At 69.1% G+C, this 16,844-nt stretch carries 14 protein-coding genes; 7 read left to right on the top strand and 7 right to left on the bottom strand.

Going from position 1 to position 16,844, the window contains the following annotated elements; translation table 11 throughout:
- Window positions 1-113: 113 nt before the first annotated feature.
- The 3 genes from MX571_RS01865 to MX571_RS01855 all read left to right on the top strand — a co-directional run bounded on the left by MX571_RS01865 (window position 114) and on the right by MX571_RS01855 (window position 4,754).
- Window positions 114-2,030: an asparagine synthetase B family protein gene (locus tag MX571_RS01865; protein ID WP_247413896.1), complete on the top strand. Its 1,917-nt coding sequence runs from the start codon at window positions 114-116 to the stop codon at window positions 2,028-2,030.
- Window positions 2,030-3,640 carry an alkaline phosphatase family protein gene (locus MX571_RS01860; protein WP_247413895.1) on the top strand — a complete coding sequence of 537 codons (1,611 nt, stop codon included), beginning with the start codon at window positions 2,030-2,032 and terminating at the stop codon, window positions 3,638-3,640. The genes MX571_RS01865 and MX571_RS01860 overlap by 1 nt, the downstream gene beginning before the upstream one ends.
- Before the next feature lie 67 nt (window positions 3,641-3,707).
- Window positions 3,708-4,754 (top strand): lipid II:glycine glycyltransferase FemX, encoded by a 1,047-nt coding sequence (locus tag MX571_RS01855; protein WP_247413894.1) that lies wholly within the window; start codon window positions 3,708-3,710, stop codon window positions 4,752-4,754.
- Between the two features lie 18 nt (window positions 4,755-4,772).
- Here MX571_RS01855 and MX571_RS01850 read toward each other — a convergent pair whose 3' ends face one another.
- Window positions 4,773-5,819, bottom strand: coding sequence for a WD40/YVTN/BNR-like repeat-containing protein (locus MX571_RS01850; RefSeq protein ID WP_247413893.1), 1,047 nt, complete (start codon window positions 5,817-5,819; stop codon window positions 4,773-4,775).
- Between the two features lie 129 nt (window positions 5,820-5,948).
- Here MX571_RS01850 and MX571_RS01845 point away from each other — a divergent pair, with 129 nt between their 5' ends.
- Complete coding sequence (locus tag MX571_RS01845) at window positions 5,949-6,206, top strand: hypothetical protein (RefSeq protein ID WP_247413892.1); 258 nt, start codon at window positions 5,949-5,951, stop codon at window positions 6,204-6,206.
- A gap of 473 nt (window positions 6,207-6,679) precedes the next feature.
- Here the strand turns inward: MX571_RS01845 and MX571_RS01840 are convergent, their stop codons facing one another.
- Both MX571_RS01840 and MX571_RS01835 read right to left on the bottom strand, forming a co-directional pair.
- On the bottom strand, window positions 6,680-7,909 hold the full coding sequence (locus MX571_RS01840; protein ID WP_247413891.1) for a DUF4397 domain-containing protein: 1,230 nt from the start codon (window positions 7,907-7,909) through the stop codon (window positions 6,680-6,682).
- Between the two features lie 509 nt (window positions 7,910-8,418).
- Window positions 8,419-9,234, bottom strand: coding sequence for a GHMP family kinase ATP-binding protein (locus MX571_RS01835; RefSeq protein ID WP_247413890.1), 816 nt, complete (start codon window positions 9,232-9,234; stop codon window positions 8,419-8,421).
- A gap of 112 nt (window positions 9,235-9,346) precedes the next feature.
- Here MX571_RS01835 and MX571_RS01830 point away from each other — a divergent pair, with 112 nt between their 5' ends.
- Entirely contained in the window at window positions 9,347-10,351 is a 1,005-nt protein-coding gene (locus MX571_RS01830; RefSeq protein WP_247413889.1) for a TIGR04024 family LLM class F420-dependent oxidoreductase, read from the top strand.
- Between the two features lie 16 nt (window positions 10,352-10,367).
- Here MX571_RS01830 and MX571_RS01825 read toward each other — a convergent pair whose 3' ends face one another.
- The 3 genes from MX571_RS01825 to MX571_RS01815 form a co-directional block, all read right to left on the bottom strand.
- Window positions 10,368-10,841: a hypothetical protein gene (locus MX571_RS01825; RefSeq protein ID WP_247413888.1), complete on the bottom strand. Its 474-nt coding sequence runs from the start codon at window positions 10,839-10,841 to the stop codon at window positions 10,368-10,370.
- A gap of 63 nt (window positions 10,842-10,904) precedes the next feature.
- Window positions 10,905-12,896 (bottom strand): bacterio-opsin activator domain-containing protein, encoded by a 1,992-nt coding sequence (locus MX571_RS01820; RefSeq protein ID WP_247413887.1) that lies wholly within the window; start codon window positions 12,894-12,896, stop codon window positions 10,905-10,907.
- A gap of 70 nt (window positions 12,897-12,966) precedes the next feature.
- Complete coding sequence (locus tag MX571_RS01815; protein ID WP_247413886.1) at window positions 12,967-14,562, bottom strand: DUF7125 family protein; 1,596 nt, start codon at window positions 14,560-14,562, stop codon at window positions 12,967-12,969.
- Window positions 14,563-14,821: 259 nt separating this feature from the next.
- Here MX571_RS01815 and MX571_RS01810 point away from each other — a divergent pair, with 259 nt between their 5' ends.
- Window positions 14,822-15,169 (top strand): DUF7344 domain-containing protein, encoded by a 348-nt coding sequence (locus MX571_RS01810; protein WP_247413885.1) that lies wholly within the window; start codon window positions 14,822-14,824, stop codon window positions 15,167-15,169.
- Window positions 15,170-15,412: 243 nt separating this feature from the next.
- Entirely contained in the window at window positions 15,413-15,838 is a 426-nt protein-coding gene (locus MX571_RS01805) for a GtrA family protein (RefSeq protein WP_247413884.1), read from the top strand.
- A 19-nt stretch (window positions 15,839-15,857) separates the two neighbouring features.
- On the opposite strand, the gene MX571_RS01800 is transcribed toward MX571_RS01805, so the two are convergent.
- Window positions 15,858-16,514: a hypothetical protein gene (locus MX571_RS01800; RefSeq protein ID WP_247413883.1), complete on the bottom strand. Its 657-nt coding sequence runs from the start codon at window positions 16,512-16,514 to the stop codon at window positions 15,858-15,860.
- Between the last annotated feature and the right edge of the window lie 330 nt (window positions 16,515-16,844).

Genomic DNA, 16,844 nt, shown 5'->3' with positions numbered 1-16,844 from the left:
TTGACAGTGGTCGTTAACTTCGCCGATACTGATTCTGTTGCGTACGAGGGACCGTCCGCAACCAGGCCCTGTGGCGATTAACAAAGGGCGAGTGACTCGTGAACCGAATCGACATGACAGGATTGTGCGGGTCGTTCGGTGCGGTAGACCACGACATCGAACCGCTCGCGGCCGGTCTGGAGTGGACCGGCCGCGAGGAGACGGCCTCCTACGCGGGCGGTGACCTCTCTGTCACGCTGGCGACGCACACGGCGGGGACCGCAGACCAGCCAGTACGGACGCGAAACGGCTCCGTCTCCGTCTGGACGTGGGGGACGGTGTGGGGTTACGAGGGGCAGGAGTACACCCCGACGGACCCCGACCGCTCTGCCGCGGTGTGTGCAGACCTCTACACGCGCTACGGGACGGAGTTCGCCGAACGACTCAACGGGACGTTCGTCGCGCTCGTCGCCGACGAGGCCGAGGACGTCCTCCACATCGTCACCGACCGCCTCGGAACGCACCCGCTCTACCTCGCGTCGACGGACGACGGGTTCGTCTTCTCGACGAACCTGCAGGGCCTCGCGGAGTCGGTCGACGCGACGGCCGACGACCGACTGATGGCCGAGTACCTCGCGACCGGGCGTGTCAGCGGCTGTGCGACCCCGTTCGAGGGAATCGAGGAGGTGCCGCCGGGCACCGTCGACACGCACGTCCTCGGCGGGTCGTCGCGACGCGTCCGCTACTGGCTCCCCCGGTATCGGCCGCTCGACCGACCGTACTCCTACTTCGTCGACGAGTTCGTCGACCGGTTCCGACAGGTCGTCGCGGAGTACGACCGACCGGACGAGCGCCACGGGCTGCTGTTGAGCGGCGGGAGCGACTCGCGACTGCTCCTCGCCACCCAGCCCTCGAACCTGACGGCGTACCACATGTCCGACTGGATGAGTCCTGAAGCCACCGCCGCCGAGCGCGCGGCCCACGCCGCCGACGTCGACCTGGAGTGGCTCCGTCGTGACCGCGACCACCATCGCCGGGCGCTGGCGTCGAACTCGCGGATGATGAACTTCTACGGCCGGTTCGATCAGGCCCACACGACCGGGTTCGAGGAGACGCTCGGCGACGCGGACGTCCTCGTCTCGGGACTGTACGCGGACTCGCTGTTCAAGGGCGGACCGCTCCCGAAGCGCACGGCCGACTTCGGGCCGCTGGGTAACCTCGACCTGCCCCTGTCGCGCTCGGTCGACTCGGTCGAGTCGTTCCTGAGCACCGTCGACCGCCCGCTCCCGGAGTACCTCACCGTCTCGGGGTCGCTCGCCGACCTGCTCCGCCCCGACATCCGCCGGACCGACCGCGGCATCGAGCACCGTGGCGTCGTCTACCCGTCGCTCGCCGAACTGGTCGGCTGCTGGGAGTTCTACCCGATGTCGAACGACCCGGACCTGTTCTACTACGGGCTGACCCAGACGATGCCACACTGGACGCCGTTCCTCGACAACCGGCTCGTCGACCTCTCGCTGACGATGCCGCGAAAGTACCAGCTCAGACGGAACGTCGTGAACGACGCGCTCGACCGGGTGGCTCCGGACCTCGCCGCGATTCCGAACGCCCGGACCGGGACGGCGGCGTCGCGGTCGTTCGCCGTCCAGTTCGTCGCCGCTCGGCTGGCGTCCATCAGGCGTCGGTTCCTCCCCGGAAAGAATCCGCCGAAGAACTACTTCGGCCACGGGCCGTGGACGCCTATCGACAAGCTCCTGCAGCGCGACCGATTCGGCATGGAGACCATCGGGAACGCCCGCGAGGCGCTCGAGCGCCTCCCGTTCGTCTCGTGGGACGGGGCGCTGCGCTGCTACCGCGACCACCTGGCCGACGGCGGGAACGACGACGACCTGTACATGCTGCTGGGCCTGCTCCGGATGCCGGTCACGGAGCACCTCGTCGACCGGTACGACCGCCCCTCGACCGACGACGACCGGTCTCCGGGCGACGCCTCCCCGGCCAGCGAACGAGCGCTCCGCCAGTGGGCCGACTCGCGTCCGGGTGAGCGCTGATGCGGACGCTGCTCGTCGGCGTCGACGCGGCCTGCGAGGAGGTGCTCGACCCGCTGTTCGCGGCCGACGACCTCCCGAACCTCGCGTCGCTCGCGGACGGCGGGTCGTCTGGACCGCTGGAGTCCCAGCTTCCGCCCTGGACGCCCAGCGCGTGGCCGTCGCTGTACACCGGCACCAACCCCGGCAAGCACGGCGCGTTCAGCTTCCTCTCGTACGAGGGGTACGACTGGGACGTCCTCGACTCGCGGTCGGTCCGCGAACCCGCGCTCTGGGAGGTGCTCGACGCGCACGACCGGTCGAGCGTCGTCGTCAACGTCCCCGTCACCTGTCCGCCCGCGCCCATCGACGGGGCCGTGATTCCGGGGTTCACCGCCCCCGAGAATCCGCCGTGTCACCCCGAGGGAATCCTCGACGAGGTGCGCGAGGCCGTCGGCGACTACCGCGTCTACGGCGCGAGCGAGTTCGCCGACGCCGACCGCAGCGAGCGCCGCGGGGAGTACCTCGACCTCGTCCGGATGCGCGGGGCGGCGTTCCGCTACCTCGCCGACCGGTTCGACCCCGAGTTCGGGTTCGTCCAGTTCCAGGGGACCGACACCGTGGTCCACGACTTCCCGGGCGACCGGGACCTGCTGGGCGACGTCTACCGCGCCGTGGACGCGGAGCTCGGCGAGACCATCGAGGCCTGCGACCCGGACGTCGTCGTCGTCGCCTCCGACCACGGCATCGGCCCGTACGACGGCTACGAGTTCCGCGTCAACGAGTACCTCCGACGGGCGGGCTACGTCGAGACGACCCGCGAGGGCTCCTCGCCGTCGTGGGTCCCCATCTGGCAGGACGAACTCCGCGAGGGGGCGGACGGCGCGGACGACGAGACGGACCCCTCCCTCGCGGACCGGGCGCTCGCGACGGCCGAGTCGGTCGGTCTCTCGCCCGCCCGCGTCGCGGACACGCTCGACCGGGTGGGACTGCTCGGGGTCGCCAAGCGGGTCGCCCCGGCCAGCCTCCGGACCGCGTCGGGCGCGAACGAGGCCGTCGACTTCCCGAACTCGACGGCGTACTGTCGACTCCCGGTCGAACTCGGCGTCCGCCTCAACGTCGAGGGCCGCGACCCCGAGGGCGTCGTCCCGGCCGACGAGTACGAGTCGGTCCGCTCGGCCCTGATGGAGTACCTCCGGTCGGCGGAGACGCCCGAGGGCGACCCCGTCTACGACGCCGTCCTCCCCCGCGAGGACGTGTTCCACGGCCCGGAGGTCGAGTCGGGCGTCGACGTCGTCACCGTCCCCGCGGCGTTCGACCACCTGTCGAGCGCCCGCGTCGGCGGCGACCTGTTCGCCCCGCCGGACGAACCGTGGAACCACAAACTCCACGGCTACCTCGCCGTCGGCGGCCCCGACGCGCCCGACGTGGACGTCACCGACGCGCACCTGCTCGACGTCGCGCCGACGGTGCTGGCGTCGCTCGGCGTCCCGCTCTCCGACCGGATGGACGGGCGCGTCCTGCCCGCCTTCGACGACCCCGGCATGCGCGAGTACCCTCGCGCCGACCACGCATCGCACGGACGCTCCACCGCGGACGTCCAGAACCGCCTCGCGGACCTCGGCTACCTGTGACCGTCGCGTCCTCGTCGGTCACGCGACCGACGGTCGAGGCGTCCGCCCGACTCCTACCGACGACACCATGAGCATCACCGTCCGCCGACTCGACGACACGGAATCGACCGACTGGAACGACCACGTCTCGCAGGCCACCGGGACGAACCCCTTCCACCAGTGGGAGGGGCTGGAGACCGTCGCCGACTTCTCGGGGTGGACGCTCCACCCGCTGGTCGGCTACAACGGCGACCAGCCGATAGCGGTGTTCCCGCTGTACGAACGCTCGACGGGCCGCCAGACGCTCGTCCGCAGTCCGCCGGGGATGCTGGAGAGCTTCCCGCTGGGCCCAGCATTTCTCAACCTGGGGCAGACGAAACAACGCAAGGCAGAACGCTACCGCACGCAGTTCGTCGACGCCGTCGAGGAGTGGCTGGACGACCACCTCCAGCCCTCGTACGTCCACGTCCGCGCGAGCCCGGCCGTCTCCGACGTGCGGCCGTTCCACTGGAACGGCTACGAGTCGACGCCCAGCTACACCTACGTCGTCGACCTGACGCCCGACCCCGACGACCTGCTGGCGTCGTTCAGCCGCGACGCGCGCACGAACGTCCGCGACGCCGAGGAGGAGGGCGCGGAGGTGCGCGAGGGCGGCGTCGACGAGGTGCGCAAGATAATCCGGCAGGTCGAGCGCCGTCACCACGAGCAGGACGAACCGTACGCGATGTCGGTGCCGTTCGTCGCGGACTGCTTCGAGCGACTCCCCGAGGGGCAGGTCCGTCCCTACGTCGTCGAACAGGACGGCGAGCAGGTGACGGGGATGGTGACGCTAGAGTTCGGCGACACCGTCTACCGCTGGCAGGGCGGCGTGAAGTACGGCGGGAACGTCCCCGCGACGGACCTGCTCGACTGGCACATCATGCAGGCGGCCCGCGAGCGCGGCGCCGAGCGCTACGACCTCGTCGGCGCGAACATGCGCCGCCTCTGTGGCTACAAGGCGAAGTTCTCGCCCGACCCGGTCGTCTACTACAACCTGAAGCGACACGACCGCCTCCACAAGCTCGCGACCGACGCGAAGTCGCTCGCCGACGGCGTCCTCGGCGGCGTCCGTGAGCTCCGGCAGCAGGTGAAGTAGCGGCTGCCGGTCGGGGGTTCAGTTCGCGTCCGACCCGGACGACGAATCCGACCCGGATTGCGACTTCGAGGGCTCGTTGCCATCTCCGTCGTGGTACTCGCCACGACCCTCGAACTGGTCGCCGTCCTCGCTTTTGCCGGCCTGTCTCGCCTCGCCGCGCGGTCGTTCGAGCACCGTCGCGTCCGCGCCGACGGCCACGTCCGGGTCGCCGAGCGCGACGTCGAACAGGTCCTCCTCGGTGGGGGCGTGGACCGCCTCCCAGCGGTCGCCCTCGACGCGTTCGTATATCTCGCCGCCGTTGCCGAGGACGACGAGTTCGTCCTCGTAGGCGCTGAACGCCCGGAGCGAGGCGGTGTCGGTGACGCCGATGGGCGTCCAGTTCTTGTAGGAGTCGTCGTAGCGGTAGACGCGGCCGTCGCCCGCCGCGACGTAGACGCGCCCCTGCTCGCCCGCGTAGATGTCGTAGAACTTCACCTGCGCGTTGCGGATGCCGATGCGCTCCCAGCCGTCGTTCTTCGTCGTCCTGAACACGTTCCCGCTGGTGTCGACGGCGTAGCCGACGCCCTCCGGCGATGCACCGAGGGCGGCCATCGTCGAGCCAGCACCCGAGGGTTTGCGCGCGATGCCCCAGTCGACGTCGAACCCGTCGAGGGTGAACGGGAGCACCTCGCCCGACCCGTTCGAGGCGAGGGCCTTCTCGTTGCCGCGCGGGCCGGCGACGGCGACGGCCTCCCACGTCGAGGTCATCTCCTTGGGCATCGAGTAGTCGAACTTCCGGCGGCTCTCGACGTCGTAACAGCCGAGCGCACCGGACGACCCGGTGAACCAGACGCGCTTCCCGTCGTCGGTGACGTCGAGCGCGCGCAACTGGTTGTCCCGGGTGTGTGGCCCGCTGTCGAAGATGACCTCCCAGCCCTCGCCGCGGTCGGCGAGGAGGGTCCCGCCGTCGCCGATGGCGAACGGGCCGTCGGCCGTGCTGACGACGGCGAACAGCGTCTTCTCGAAGGGGACGTCGTCGACGACGCGCCACTCAGGTTCGTCGGAATCGGGGCCGAGTTCCCACATACCACCCGGTAGTCGGTCGTCACGCATCAATGTCGAACAGTGGACAGTTCGATGGACAGAACGCCTGCACGGTCGGGCCGTCCCGCGGTCGGGGTGAGAGCTATGGGGATGGCCCCCCGACGGTCGAGTATGACCGACGAGACGGCGAGGAGGGCTGGCGCGCCGTCCTGGCTGGACGTGATGGAGGACGTGCTCGACGAGAACATCGCGGGCGAGGACGAGATAGAGGCCCACCTCTCGGAGTTCACGTTGGAGGTCCCGGCGGAACTCGGCGAGGACGCCGAGCACTACCGCTGGGAGTTCGACGGCGGCGTGACCGTCCGGACCGAGGGCGTCCGGGCGACGCTCGCCGAGTGGTTACGGTACTGGGACGACCGCGACGACTGAGCCCCCGGCGTGGAGCGTCCGCTCGTCGGAGGCGAGTCGCTGCGGTGGCAGGTTTGGGCACCGGCCGTTGGCGGCGGCCGGCGTCCCGGATCCTATCACAAGGGAATGACAGACGGTAGCGACGGATCCATTCGTTTGTATACCGGGGTTAATTATGTCCGCTTTGATTGTGGCAACTGTTGACACATCATCACATCTGGGAATGTCTCTAAGTATTGAGTCACACGGGTGCGGTTCGAATGCCCCTCGACCGGAACGGAACCCTGGCCGACTCCCGGTCGAGTCCCGACCGACCTGTGGCCACCCCTCCCCCGACTCCTGTGGCTCCCCGGCAGGGCGACAGCCAGGCCGACGTCGAGCAGCGGCGCTCTCCACGGGGGTTCGACTCGGAGAGAACGGCGAAAACGTGCGTATCTGTGACTCGATTCGGTCCCGTCCGCTCGCTCCGGTCGACGAGCGGGGCTGAGGACGTTCTAGGCGGACCCCTCGGTGGTAGTCGCGTTGTCCCCGGCCGGGTCGTCCGGCGTGTCGGGCGTCTCTGGCGTGTCGGGCGCGTCGGGGTCCGACGCGTCCGTCTCTCCACCGGCACCCTCGCCCTCGGCGTCGGCCTCGGACGTGGTGGTCTCCTCGGTCGTCTCGGTCGCGTCGGACTCGGTCGTGGTCGTGTCCTCACCGGCGTCACCGGTATCACCGGTCTCGCCCAGGACTTCCGGATCGTCGACGGCGAGGAACACTTCGAGCGGTGTCTCGTCGGCCTGGTCGCCGGTCGCGTAGCCTGCCGCGTAGGCGGTGTACGGGACGTCAGCTTCGACCGACAGGGCGACGCTGGTGGCGATGGTCTCCGTGTCGTTGGCTGGGACGATGTCGACGGTGTAGTCGCCCGCGGGCACTTCGACGTACTCCGTCGCGGTGCCGAACGTCACGTTCTCCGCCAGCACGGTGTCCGTCCCGCTGACGACGACGTTCACCGGCCCGGCGTCGGGCGAGGCGTGGACGATGCGGACCGAGGCGTTCTCGGACGCGTTCGTCTCGTTCTCGGTGGTCTCGTTCATCGAGTCGGTGGCGTTCGCGTCCGTGGTCGTCTCGTTCATCGACGCGTCCGTGGTCGTCTCGGTGGCGTTCCCGTCGCCCGCGGTGGGCACGCCGTCTTCGAGGACCAGGAGTTCGATGAGCGACTGGCTCGCGTCCGCTTCGGTGGTCTCGTTCATCGAGTCGGTGGCGTTCGCGTCGGTGGTCTCGTCGGTCGAGGTGTCGGTCGTGGTAGCGTTCTCCTCGCTCTCGGCGAGCGGAATCGCGGCGACGGTGTAGTTCGCCGCCTCCACCGTCACGTTCTCCTGGAGGACGACCTCGTCCTCGCCGGCGGCCGTGATGGTGACGTTGTACTCACCGGCGGGCACCTGAGCGTACTCGCTGATGCTGCCGTAGTCGACGTCAGTCAGGAACTCCTCACCGTTGACGTAGACGTCCACGGCGGGCGCACCGGCGGCCACGTGCGCGACCCGGAGGTTCGCGGTCCCGGTCTCGTTGTCGGTGGCGTTGCCGTCGGTCGCCGTCTCGTTCCCGGTCGTCGTCTCGTTGCCGTCCATCGTCGTCTCCTCGGTACCGGTCGCGACGCCGTCCTCGGTGCCCGTTCCGACACCGCCGTCGCCCGCGGTCGTGTTGTTCGCTCCACCACCGCCGCCACACCCGGCGACGGTAACCATCAGTGCGACGAGGAGGACGAAGGCGATCCTGCGTGGCCGTCGACCTGATGACAATCGAGCAAATATTTCAGCTGTCATACACTCTGACGGGACGCCGTTTCAGGGGATAATCCCCGAAGGTCGTTCTACTCTCCCACGACACAGTTGTAGGACGATTGCGAGGAACAACTGTCCTCGCCGCCGAACAGGCCGCCGTTTACCACCTCTCGACCTCTCACAGCGTCCAGAACGACGGTTGGAGACGAAAACGCTGTCCACCGACCAGAACTGTCAGCCGGTGGTGACGATTCCGCTTCGGATAACCGCCAGGCCGCCCGAATCGACCCCGGAGATGGCTCCCGGATGGCTCCGCCTGTCCGGTCGACGCCCGGTACCGTCCGCACGACCGGACGCTGGTGAGCGACGGACGGTCCCGTACCCGAAACGGTTCTCTGGGTGGTGTCCGCCCGTCCGTCACCGCTGACCGACCGTCCGCTCGACGGTACTGTTTCGACCGCTCTCCGGCCCGGCTATCGGTCGGTCGGCGGGCGAAGCGTCGCGCCGTCCGCGGTGACGCTCGTCTCGCCGGCCAGCGTCCCGTCCGTACCGGTCGCGACCACCGTCTCCCCGACCATCGCCATCGTCGCCCGACCCCCGGCCGCCTCGCAGCGGTCGACGGCGTCGCGGACGTCGGCCGTCGGGAGACCGGTCTCGCGGGCGAACGTCCACGAGCGGTCGAACAGCGCCGCGACCGACCCCGGCGGGTCGAGGTCGGCGAGCGCGTCGCGGCCACGCTCGTCGATGCGTGCGAGCGTCGCCTCGTCGCCGAGCACGTCCGCGGTAGCGATGCCGCCGAACGTCTCGTACTCGAGTGGCGTCGAGGCCGCCCGTCGCTCGACGCCGTCCCCGGCGTTCCAGAGGATGCCACCCCGGTGCTGGACGAACACGTCGCCGAGTCCCGTGCCCGCCGCCACCTCCGCGCGGTGAGCGACGGCGACGCAGTCCTCGCGGGCGAGTCCGCGGTCGAACCGCTCGTTCGCGGCGAGCGTCGTCGCCAGCGTCGCCGCACCGCTCGCCCCGAACCCACAGCCGACCGGTATCGTCGCCTCCAGGTCGACCGCCGCCGCCACGCCGAGGTCGTCGAGCGCCCGTTCGACCGGGTCGAAGGCCGTCCGTACACCGTCAAGTCGGACCTGCGTCCCGCTGCTCCCGTGCTCGTCCGTCGACTCGACGGTGGCGGTGACGCCGTCGGCGACGGCGAAACTGACGCCGAGCGAGCCATCGTGGTCGTCGCTCGGCGCGAAGACGGTCGTGACGCTCCCCGGCGAGAACGCTCGCTGTCCCATGGTCGGGACTGTGCGGCCAGCGGGAAAGCGCCTTCCGTCGAGGTGTCGGCGCGAGCAGCGCCCTCCCGACTCCGTGCCAACAGTTACCGTCGAGCGCTTCGTGGCCCGGCGCATGGCCGTCCCACACGACCTCGTCGTTCGAGTGTCGGCACACGACTCGCTCGACGCCGTCGCCGACCAGGCTCGCCTCGCCGAAGACCTCGGATTCGCCCGCGTCTCAGCCGGCGAGACGACGGGCCGCGACATGGTGACGACGTTCACCGTCGTCGGCGAACGGACCGACAGTATCGGCGTCTCGACGGACGTGCTCTCGCCGTACGGCCGCGCACCGACGGTACTCGCCCAGACCGCGCTCACGATGCACGAGGCGACCGGCGGGCGGTTCCGCCTCGGTCTCGGCACGAGTTCGCCCGCCATCGCCGAACGCTGGCACGGCGCGGCGTTCGACCGGCCGCTCCGTCGCCTCCGCGAGACCGTCGACATCGTCCACGAGGTGTACGACGGGGGCCGCGTGAGCTACGACGGCGACGTGTTCGACCTCGGGGGCCTCTCGTACGACCGCCCCGTCCCCGACGACCCGCCGCCCATCGACGTGGCGGCGCTCGGCCCGAAGGCCGTCGAACTCGCGGGGCGGTTCGCCGACGGGTGGGTCCCGCAGCTGTTCACGCCAGACGGCCTCGCGGACCGGCTGGAGGACCTCGAACGCGGCGCCGACCTGGGGAACCGCTCGACGGACGACGTGCGCGTCGCACCCCTGATACGGTGTTTCGCCAGCGAGGACGACCCGGCTACTGCCCGCGAGGCGACCCGGTCGATGGTCGCGTTCCTGCTGGGCGCGTACGGCCCGTTCTACGGCCAGTCGGTCGCCGAGCAGGGCTACGAGGACGTGGTCGAGGAGATTCGAGCGGCGTGGGAGGACCGGGACACCGACGCGATGGCCGCCGCCCTCCCCGACGACCTGCTCGACTCGCTGGCGGCGTGTGGGACGCCCGAGCAGGTCCGCGCGAAACTCGACGCGTTCGGGTCCATCGACGGCGTCGACGCCGTCCGCGTCGGTCTCGTCGAGGGGATGTCCCCCGAACAGGAGCGCGCGACGATGCGAGCGGTGATGGCGTAGGCGACGCGCGACGCAGTCAGCGACGCCCCTCCCTCTCGCCATCCGACGGGAGCTTCAGTAGCGCCCGGAAGCGGCGGTACGCCCACCTCACCCCGCGTCGTCCCAGCCCGCCGAACACGAGCGCGGCGGCGACGCCGACCGAGAGCACCCGGAACAGGACCGGCGACCACGAACCCAGTCCGGGCGACGCGACCACGACGGCGGGGAGGAAGAGGAGGTCGACGAGCGGGACGGCGAGGAAGAAGGAGAGTGCGCTGGCCCGCGACGGTCGGAACCCGCCGACCCAGAGCGCACAGAACGCGAGCGTCCCGACCAGGCAGCCGGTCCCCACGACCGAGAGGCCGAACGTCGTCGGCGCGGCGTCGGCGAGACCGACCCCGACCCCGACCAGTGGGCCCCCGACGAGGACGAACAGGAGGAGCAGCCGAGCGAACGAGTCGTCGCTCGTGGACGAGTCGCGGTCGGTCGGCCGGGCGGAGGGCTCGTTCACGGACTCACTGGCGGTCGGACCGACACCAAATTTTCGCCGTGCGAGGACGAACGGTCCCAGGACTCAGCCGTCCAGCAGCGCTTCGAGCAGTTTCTGCTGGGCGGCCCGGAGGTGCTCGTGGAACGTCGGCGGGGAGATGCCGAGCGACTCCGCGACCTCCTCGCCCGTGCTGGCGCGCGGCCACTCGAAGAACCCCGCGTAGAAGGCGGTCTGGATGACGCTCCACTGCTTGTCGGTGAGGTGGTCGCGGAACGTCTCCCAGACCTCCTGGCGCGAACTCAGTTCGCGTTCGGTCTCGCGCTGGGCGCGGAGCGTCGCCGCGTCGAACTTCGCGGCCAGCGCGTCGGCGATGGCGTGGCGGTCCACGTCGTAGGGGAACTCGGCGGTGACGCGGTAGACGCCGTCCTCGACCGAGAGACCCGTGGTGCGTCCGCCGAGCGACCCGACCGCCTGCACGACGTGGTCGTCCGAGAAGACCACCTCGAACAGCGCCTCGCCGCCGTGGTCGCCGACGTGTCGCAGGTGCTCGACGGCGTCGCCGTCGGCGCGTTCGTCGAGGACCGCCCCGGGGTCGGAGACGGGAGCGGAGTAGTACTCCAGATACGACCCGTCGGTCGTCGACACCATCCCGGCGAACTCGAACGAGCCGTCGACGGCCTCAGACACCCGCGCGAGGAACGACTCGGGCATCTGGACGTCGAACTCCAGTTCCGCGATGCGGTCGGTCAGCAGCGCCCGCTTGCTCTCGGCCGCGGTGATGGCGTGGCCGATGGTCTCGCCCAGCTCCCGGAGCACGGCCACCTCGTCTGCCGCCGCGAACGCGTCCTGCTGGTCGGAGTAGATGGCGAGCGCGCCGTAGCGGGTGTCCTCGTAGACGATAGGGACGGCGATGGCCGAGGCGAACCCGGCGTCGACGGCCGCGTCACGCCACGGTTCGTCTCCCGGGTCGACGCCCTCGTTCCCGGCCGCGGTCACGTCGTCGTCGAGCGTCGCCTCGCCGCTCGCGACGGTCCGACCGGCGGGGTCGCTCGTCTCGCTCGCGCTGATGGTGACGGCGTCGAGGTAGTCGTCGAGGGCGCCCGCGGTCGCCCGCGGAGTCACGTCACGACTCGTCGCGCTGTCGGTGCCGATCCACGCCGCGACGTAGCGGTCGACCTCGACGAGTCGGTCGCAGACCGCCTGCTCGATGTCCCCGCGGGTCGAGGCCCGGACGAGCGACTGGTCGATGCTCCGGATGACCTCGTTCAGTCGGTCGAGCGTCCGGAGCGCGTCACGCTGGCGCTCGATCTGGCGCTCGCGCTGACGACGCTCGGTGACGTCTCGAATCACGAGCTGGACCGCCTGCTCGCCGTCGTAGGTGATGGGCGTCGCTCCCACCTCGACGTAGCGCGTCTCCCCGTCGCGCTGGAAGCGGGCGTCGGTGAACTCGCTGTCCTCGTCTTCCGGCTCCCCGTCCATCGCGGCGTCGATGAGCGCCGCCAGTTCCGCACAGTCGTCCTCGGGGAGGAACTCGAACAGCGACTCGCCGTAGAGGTCCGCCGGGTCGTCCACGCCGAACAACTCCGCACCACGCGCGTTGAGGTAGCTGATGGTCCCCTCCGAGTCGACGGTGGTGATGGTCTCGGGGGCGACGCTCAGGAGCCGACGGTACTGCTCGCGCTGGTCGCGCAACTGGACGGAGAGCCCCCGCGAGTTGAGCAGGTTGTCGATGCGCGCCTTCAGTTCGGCCTTCTTGATGGGTGCGGTGATGAGTTCGTCGACGCGGTTGCGGACGACGGCGTCGATGCGTTGCCAGAGGTCCGGTCCAAGTCGGTCGAGTTCGCGCTGGGAGATGACGAACAGGAAGGGGAGCAACACCGGTCGTTCGTCCTGCTTGCGCTCCATCAGTTCGTCCTCGTACCGCCCGAACATCGTCCGGTCGACGAGCGCGAGGTCGAACTCGTGGTCGAGCGCGCTGGCGTCGTCGCCGGTGGCGACGTCGTACTCGGTGGACAGCCAGTCGGCGAGCAGCCGCCGGTTCTCGTCGGCCTCGGTGAACAACAGGATACGGCTCACAGTGGCCTGCCCCCATCGTCCGGTCGCGGACGGGGCGGACGCCCCGAACGGCTACCGGACCGTGGACGAGTCACGGGTGGTCCCTGCCGCTCTCGTCGGTCGGGTAGTCGGCGTGTCTGTCGACGTCTCGACGGGCACTGTCCCGGTCGTCGGTACCGAACATGTCGCGGGTGTTCTCACGGGCGCGTCGCCGGGAGTTGGGCTCGTCGGGGAATCCGGACGTGTGCTCGAACGTCGGGTTACCGGTCAGGATTCCGGTCAGGCCGTCGAGCGGTTCGCCGATGTCGACGCCGTACTCGGTGATGCGGAACTCGCGGACGTTGCGCTCGAAGTCGCTGGTGCGCTTCTTGAGCACGCCGATGACCTTCCGCATCCGGGAGTTCATCTCGATGTGCTGGATGAACACGATGCTGTCCGAGAGGTACGACAGGCCGGCCTGCGTCAACTGGAACTCGCCGACGACGGTCGGAATCTCGTTCATCAGGATGACCGTCACGCCCATGTTCTTCAGGTAGCGACAGACCGAGTGGAGCTCCCGCGCGAGTTCGTCGTCCCCGTCGCGGAGCGCCTGTTTGTACCCCTCGACGCCGTCTATCATGACGATGCTCGTGTCGTTCTCCTCGACCTCCTGTCGGACCATGTGGGCGAACTCGGTCGCCGAGAGCTGGAGCGCCTCCACCTCCTCGATGGCGAGCGTCCCCTTGTCCATCATCGTCTCGACTGGGATGTTGATGGACTCACAGCGGTGGACGAGCGTGTTCTTCGCCTCCTCGAAGGAGTAGACGACCGAGCGCTCGCCCCGGCCGGCCGCCTCCTTCATGAACTGGACGCCGGTCGTCGTCTTGCCGACGCCGGGCGACCCGGTGACGATGGTGACGGTGCCACGCTCGATGCCACCGTTGAGCAGTCTGTCGAGTTCCGGGACCCCCGAGGGGAGCGTCTCCAGTTCGAACGACTTCTCGTGTTGCTGGGGCGCGAGACGGGGGTAGACGGTGATGCCACCGTGGTCGATACGGAGGACGTGGTCGCCGTCGAGCGTTCGCGAGCCACGGAACTTCGGCACGGTGATACTGCGACCCTGCTCCGTCCGCTCCAGTTCGACGACGCCGTCGCACATGAACTGGAGGTCGTCGTCCGGAGTGGTCGGCGTCGCCTGCGAGGTGAACAGCACCGTCGCCCCCTGCTCCTTGAGGAACTGCATGAACGACAGCACCTCCTTGCGGAACTGGTACTCGTCGGGCGAGAGGTGCCGCAGTTGGCTGATGGGGTCGACGAAGATGCGCTCGGGCGACGTCTCCTCGACGCGTTCGGAGATTCGGTCGGTTATCGCCCCGTCCTCGACCTCCTCGGGCGCGAAGATGTCGTAGCTCAGGTCCTCCGAGAAGAACTCCGAGTCCGGGCTCAAATCGAGGAACTCGACGTCGCCGACGTCGATACCGAGCGAGGCGGCGTTCTTCCGAATCTCGGCCTCTGGCTCTTCCATGTTCACGTACATCACGTCCTCGCCCTCGTCCGCCCCGGCGACGAGGAACTCCAGGCCGAGGATGCTCTTCCCCGCGCCCGGTTGGCCGCGGACCATGTACGTTCGATTCTTCACCAGTCCTCCGTTCAGCACTTCGTCGAGACCGGCGACACCAGTCGAGACCCGCTCGAGCGCCTCCTGCATACCCCCACCGATTTCCGACTCTCGTATAGATGTTCCGCCCTTGTTTCAACGACAGTTCGTTCCTGTCTAACGTCAGGATTCTCGCTCGGTCGGGCACTCGAACCGGCTACGTCCGGTTCGGCTCCGTTCTCGAAACGCTCGAAATGGCGGGTCTGTGGCTCTATCCGGGCGGTTTGCGGAGTCGTCTGACGCTCGGGCCAATCTCTTTAGGGAGTGACCATATGTTCGAACGCGTGAATGGACGGATAGGGAAATCAGAATGTCATCGCAGATTGCCGCCCGGTCGCTCACCGCCGCCGAATCGACGCAGCCGTCTCAGGACTTCGTCGGTCGTATCCTCTCGAACTCCCGTCGTCGCGCTCTCCTCAACGTGCTGGAGTCCCGCGAGGGCGTCTTCGAACTCGACCGTGTCGCCGAGTGGGTCGTCGCCGAGGAACTCGACGGTGACTGGTCTGCGTTCGATGAGGAGAAGTTCGACCGCGTCCTCGTCACGCTCTACCACAACCACCTCCCGATGCTCGCCGACGCCGGCTTCGTCGACCTCGACGACACGGACGACGGCGTCTTCGTCTGTCCCAACCAGGACCTCTTCGAGCAGGCGCTGTAGATCACTCACGCTCGCCTACCGACGACGCTTCTCCGGCACCCGCCCGCTTCGAGTGACGACGCCGTCACGACCGAGCGACCGCCACGTTCGCCGACCGCAAGGTTGAGACGAGCCGGTCGCCTATCTCGACGGGTGACTGTGTCTCGAAGCTCCCGTCGTCGCGGCCAGAGCGCCGTGGTCTCCCACGAACGGCGTCGCCCGACCGGTGTCCCGACCCCCGACCGCTCGCTCACGTCGCGGTAGATGGGAACGGAGTACGTCCAGCAGGTGCTCGGTCGGCCGCTCGCCGTTCGACTCCGCCGGTTCGTCGTCGTCGGAGCCGTGGCCGCGGCCGTTCAGACGGTGCTCCTCTCGCTGTTCGTCGAGTGGGCCGGTCTCAACTACCTCGTCGGCGCGACGGTGGCCATCGAGATAACCATCGTCTTCCAGTACGTCCTGAACAACGCGTGGACGTTTCGGGAACGCCGGAACGACGGCCGCCGGGCGTTCCTCCGGGGACTGCTCACGACGAACGTCGTCCGCGGCAGTGCGATACCCATCCAGTTGAGCGTGCTGTTCGTCCTCGTCGAGTGGACCGGCGTGCTCTACCTCCTCGCCAACGGCGTCGCCATCGTCGTCAGCGGGCTCTACCGCTACGCACTCGACTCGCGGTTCACGTGGGGTGCCTGAAGGCGAGTCGGGCCGTCACTCAGGGTGCGGCGATTCCGGCCGTCTCGCCGACGATACCGATACCGTCGCCCGCGAACTCCCCGTCGGGACCGACGTGTTCGACCGAGAGGTCGCCCCGTTCGTGGGCGTCGACGACCGCCGAGACCGGGTCCTCGGCCGTCGCGATGGTCCCGAGCGTCGCCTCGTCCGACGCTACGCGTATCGTCTCGTCGTCGGTCGGTCCGACGTCGTAGTCGACGACGTGTGCCGCCTCGTCCGTGACGACGGTGTAAGTCTGGACCTCGCCGTCGTCGGTCGTCACGCGGAGTTCGACGACCTGGTCTGCGAGCCGGTCCGTCGCCAGCTCGTACGCGAGGTGCGCTACCTCGCGCAGGTCCGGGTCGTCGGCGAACCGCTCGTCGATGACCGCCGGAGCGCGGTCGACCAGTTCGTTGTACGCGTCGACCACCTCCTCGGGCGAGGCGTCCTCCCGGACCACGTTCTCGAGCGACGTCGCCCTCGCTGACTCCTCGGAGTCCGTCGGCTCTGCGGTTTCCGCGGTCCGGTCGGCCGCCACGTCGGCCTCGGTCGACCCGCCCAGCAGCGGGGGTGCCCCGCCGCTGACGAGTCCGACGACTGCCAGTGTGAGCAGGACGCACACGAGGACTGCGACGCCCACACGACGATTCTGTGTCATCGGGCCGAGAGAGGGGGAGCGGTTCGAAGAACCGACGACCTACCTCCCTAGCGTGGCGACGCGCTACGCACGTAGGTTCCCTCCCGCGGTCGATGTCGCTCGCGCCTGAGGTCGATGACGCTCGCGCCGACGTTCGCGAGCGCGCGACGACTACCACGTGGACAGTGACTGCGAGCCGAGTCGGTCCGTCCAGCGCGACGCTCCGCCGCCCGTGGTCGTGCGACGCGGTGGTCAAGCGCCGGTTAACGGGGCCGTCTACTGACAGGACGCTTCAGCCGACTTCACTGGTCGCCGGACGTATCGGAACAGGGGCACGTAAAACGGTGTTCT

This window comes from Halomarina salina (genome assembly GCF_023074835.1).
Lineage (GTDB): Archaea > Halobacteriota > Halobacteria > Halobacteriales > Haloarculaceae > Halomarina > Halomarina salina.
The sequence above is the reverse complement of the archived record's forward strand: the minus strand, read 5'-3'. Positions and strand labels throughout refer to the sequence as shown.

Bases quoted from the DNA above. Each gene is read 5' to 3' on its own strand.
- MX571_RS01810 (WP_247413885.1), top strand. From the start codon at position 14,822: ATGTCATCGCAGATTGCCGCCCGGTCGCTCACCGCCGCCGAATCGACG.
- MX571_RS01835 (WP_247413890.1), bottom strand. From the start codon at position 9,234: ATGGGACAGCGAGCGTTCTCGCCGGGGAGCGTCACGACCGTCTTCGCG.
- MX571_RS01800 (WP_247413883.1), bottom strand. From the start codon at position 16,514: ATGACACAGAATCGTCGTGTGGGCGTCGCAGTCCTCGTGTGCGTCCTG.
- MX571_RS01865 (WP_247413896.1), top strand. From the start codon at position 114: ATGACAGGATTGTGCGGGTCGTTCGGTGCGGTAGACCACGACATCGAA.
- MX571_RS01830 (WP_247413889.1), top strand. From the start codon at position 9,347: ATGGCCGTCCCACACGACCTCGTCGTTCGAGTGTCGGCACACGACTCG.
- MX571_RS01855 (WP_247413894.1), top strand. From the start codon at position 3,708: ATGAGCATCACCGTCCGCCGACTCGACGACACGGAATCGACCGACTGG.
- MX571_RS01850 (WP_247413893.1), bottom strand. From the start codon at position 5,819: ATGTGGGAACTCGGCCCCGATTCCGACGAACCTGAGTGGCGCGTCGTC.
- MX571_RS01815 (WP_247413886.1), bottom strand. From the start codon at position 14,562: ATGCAGGAGGCGCTCGAGCGGGTCTCGACTGGTGTCGCCGGTCTCGAC.
- MX571_RS01860 (WP_247413895.1), top strand. From the start codon at position 2,030: ATGCGGACGCTGCTCGTCGGCGTCGACGCGGCCTGCGAGGAGGTGCTC.
- MX571_RS01805 (WP_247413884.1), top strand. From the start codon at position 15,413: ATGGGAACGGAGTACGTCCAGCAGGTGCTCGGTCGGCCGCTCGCCGTT.
- MX571_RS01845 (WP_247413892.1), top strand. From the start codon at position 5,949: ATGACCGACGAGACGGCGAGGAGGGCTGGCGCGCCGTCCTGGCTGGAC.
- MX571_RS01840 (WP_247413891.1), bottom strand. From the start codon at position 7,909: ATGGTTACCGTCGCCGGGTGTGGCGGCGGTGGTGGAGCGAACAACACG.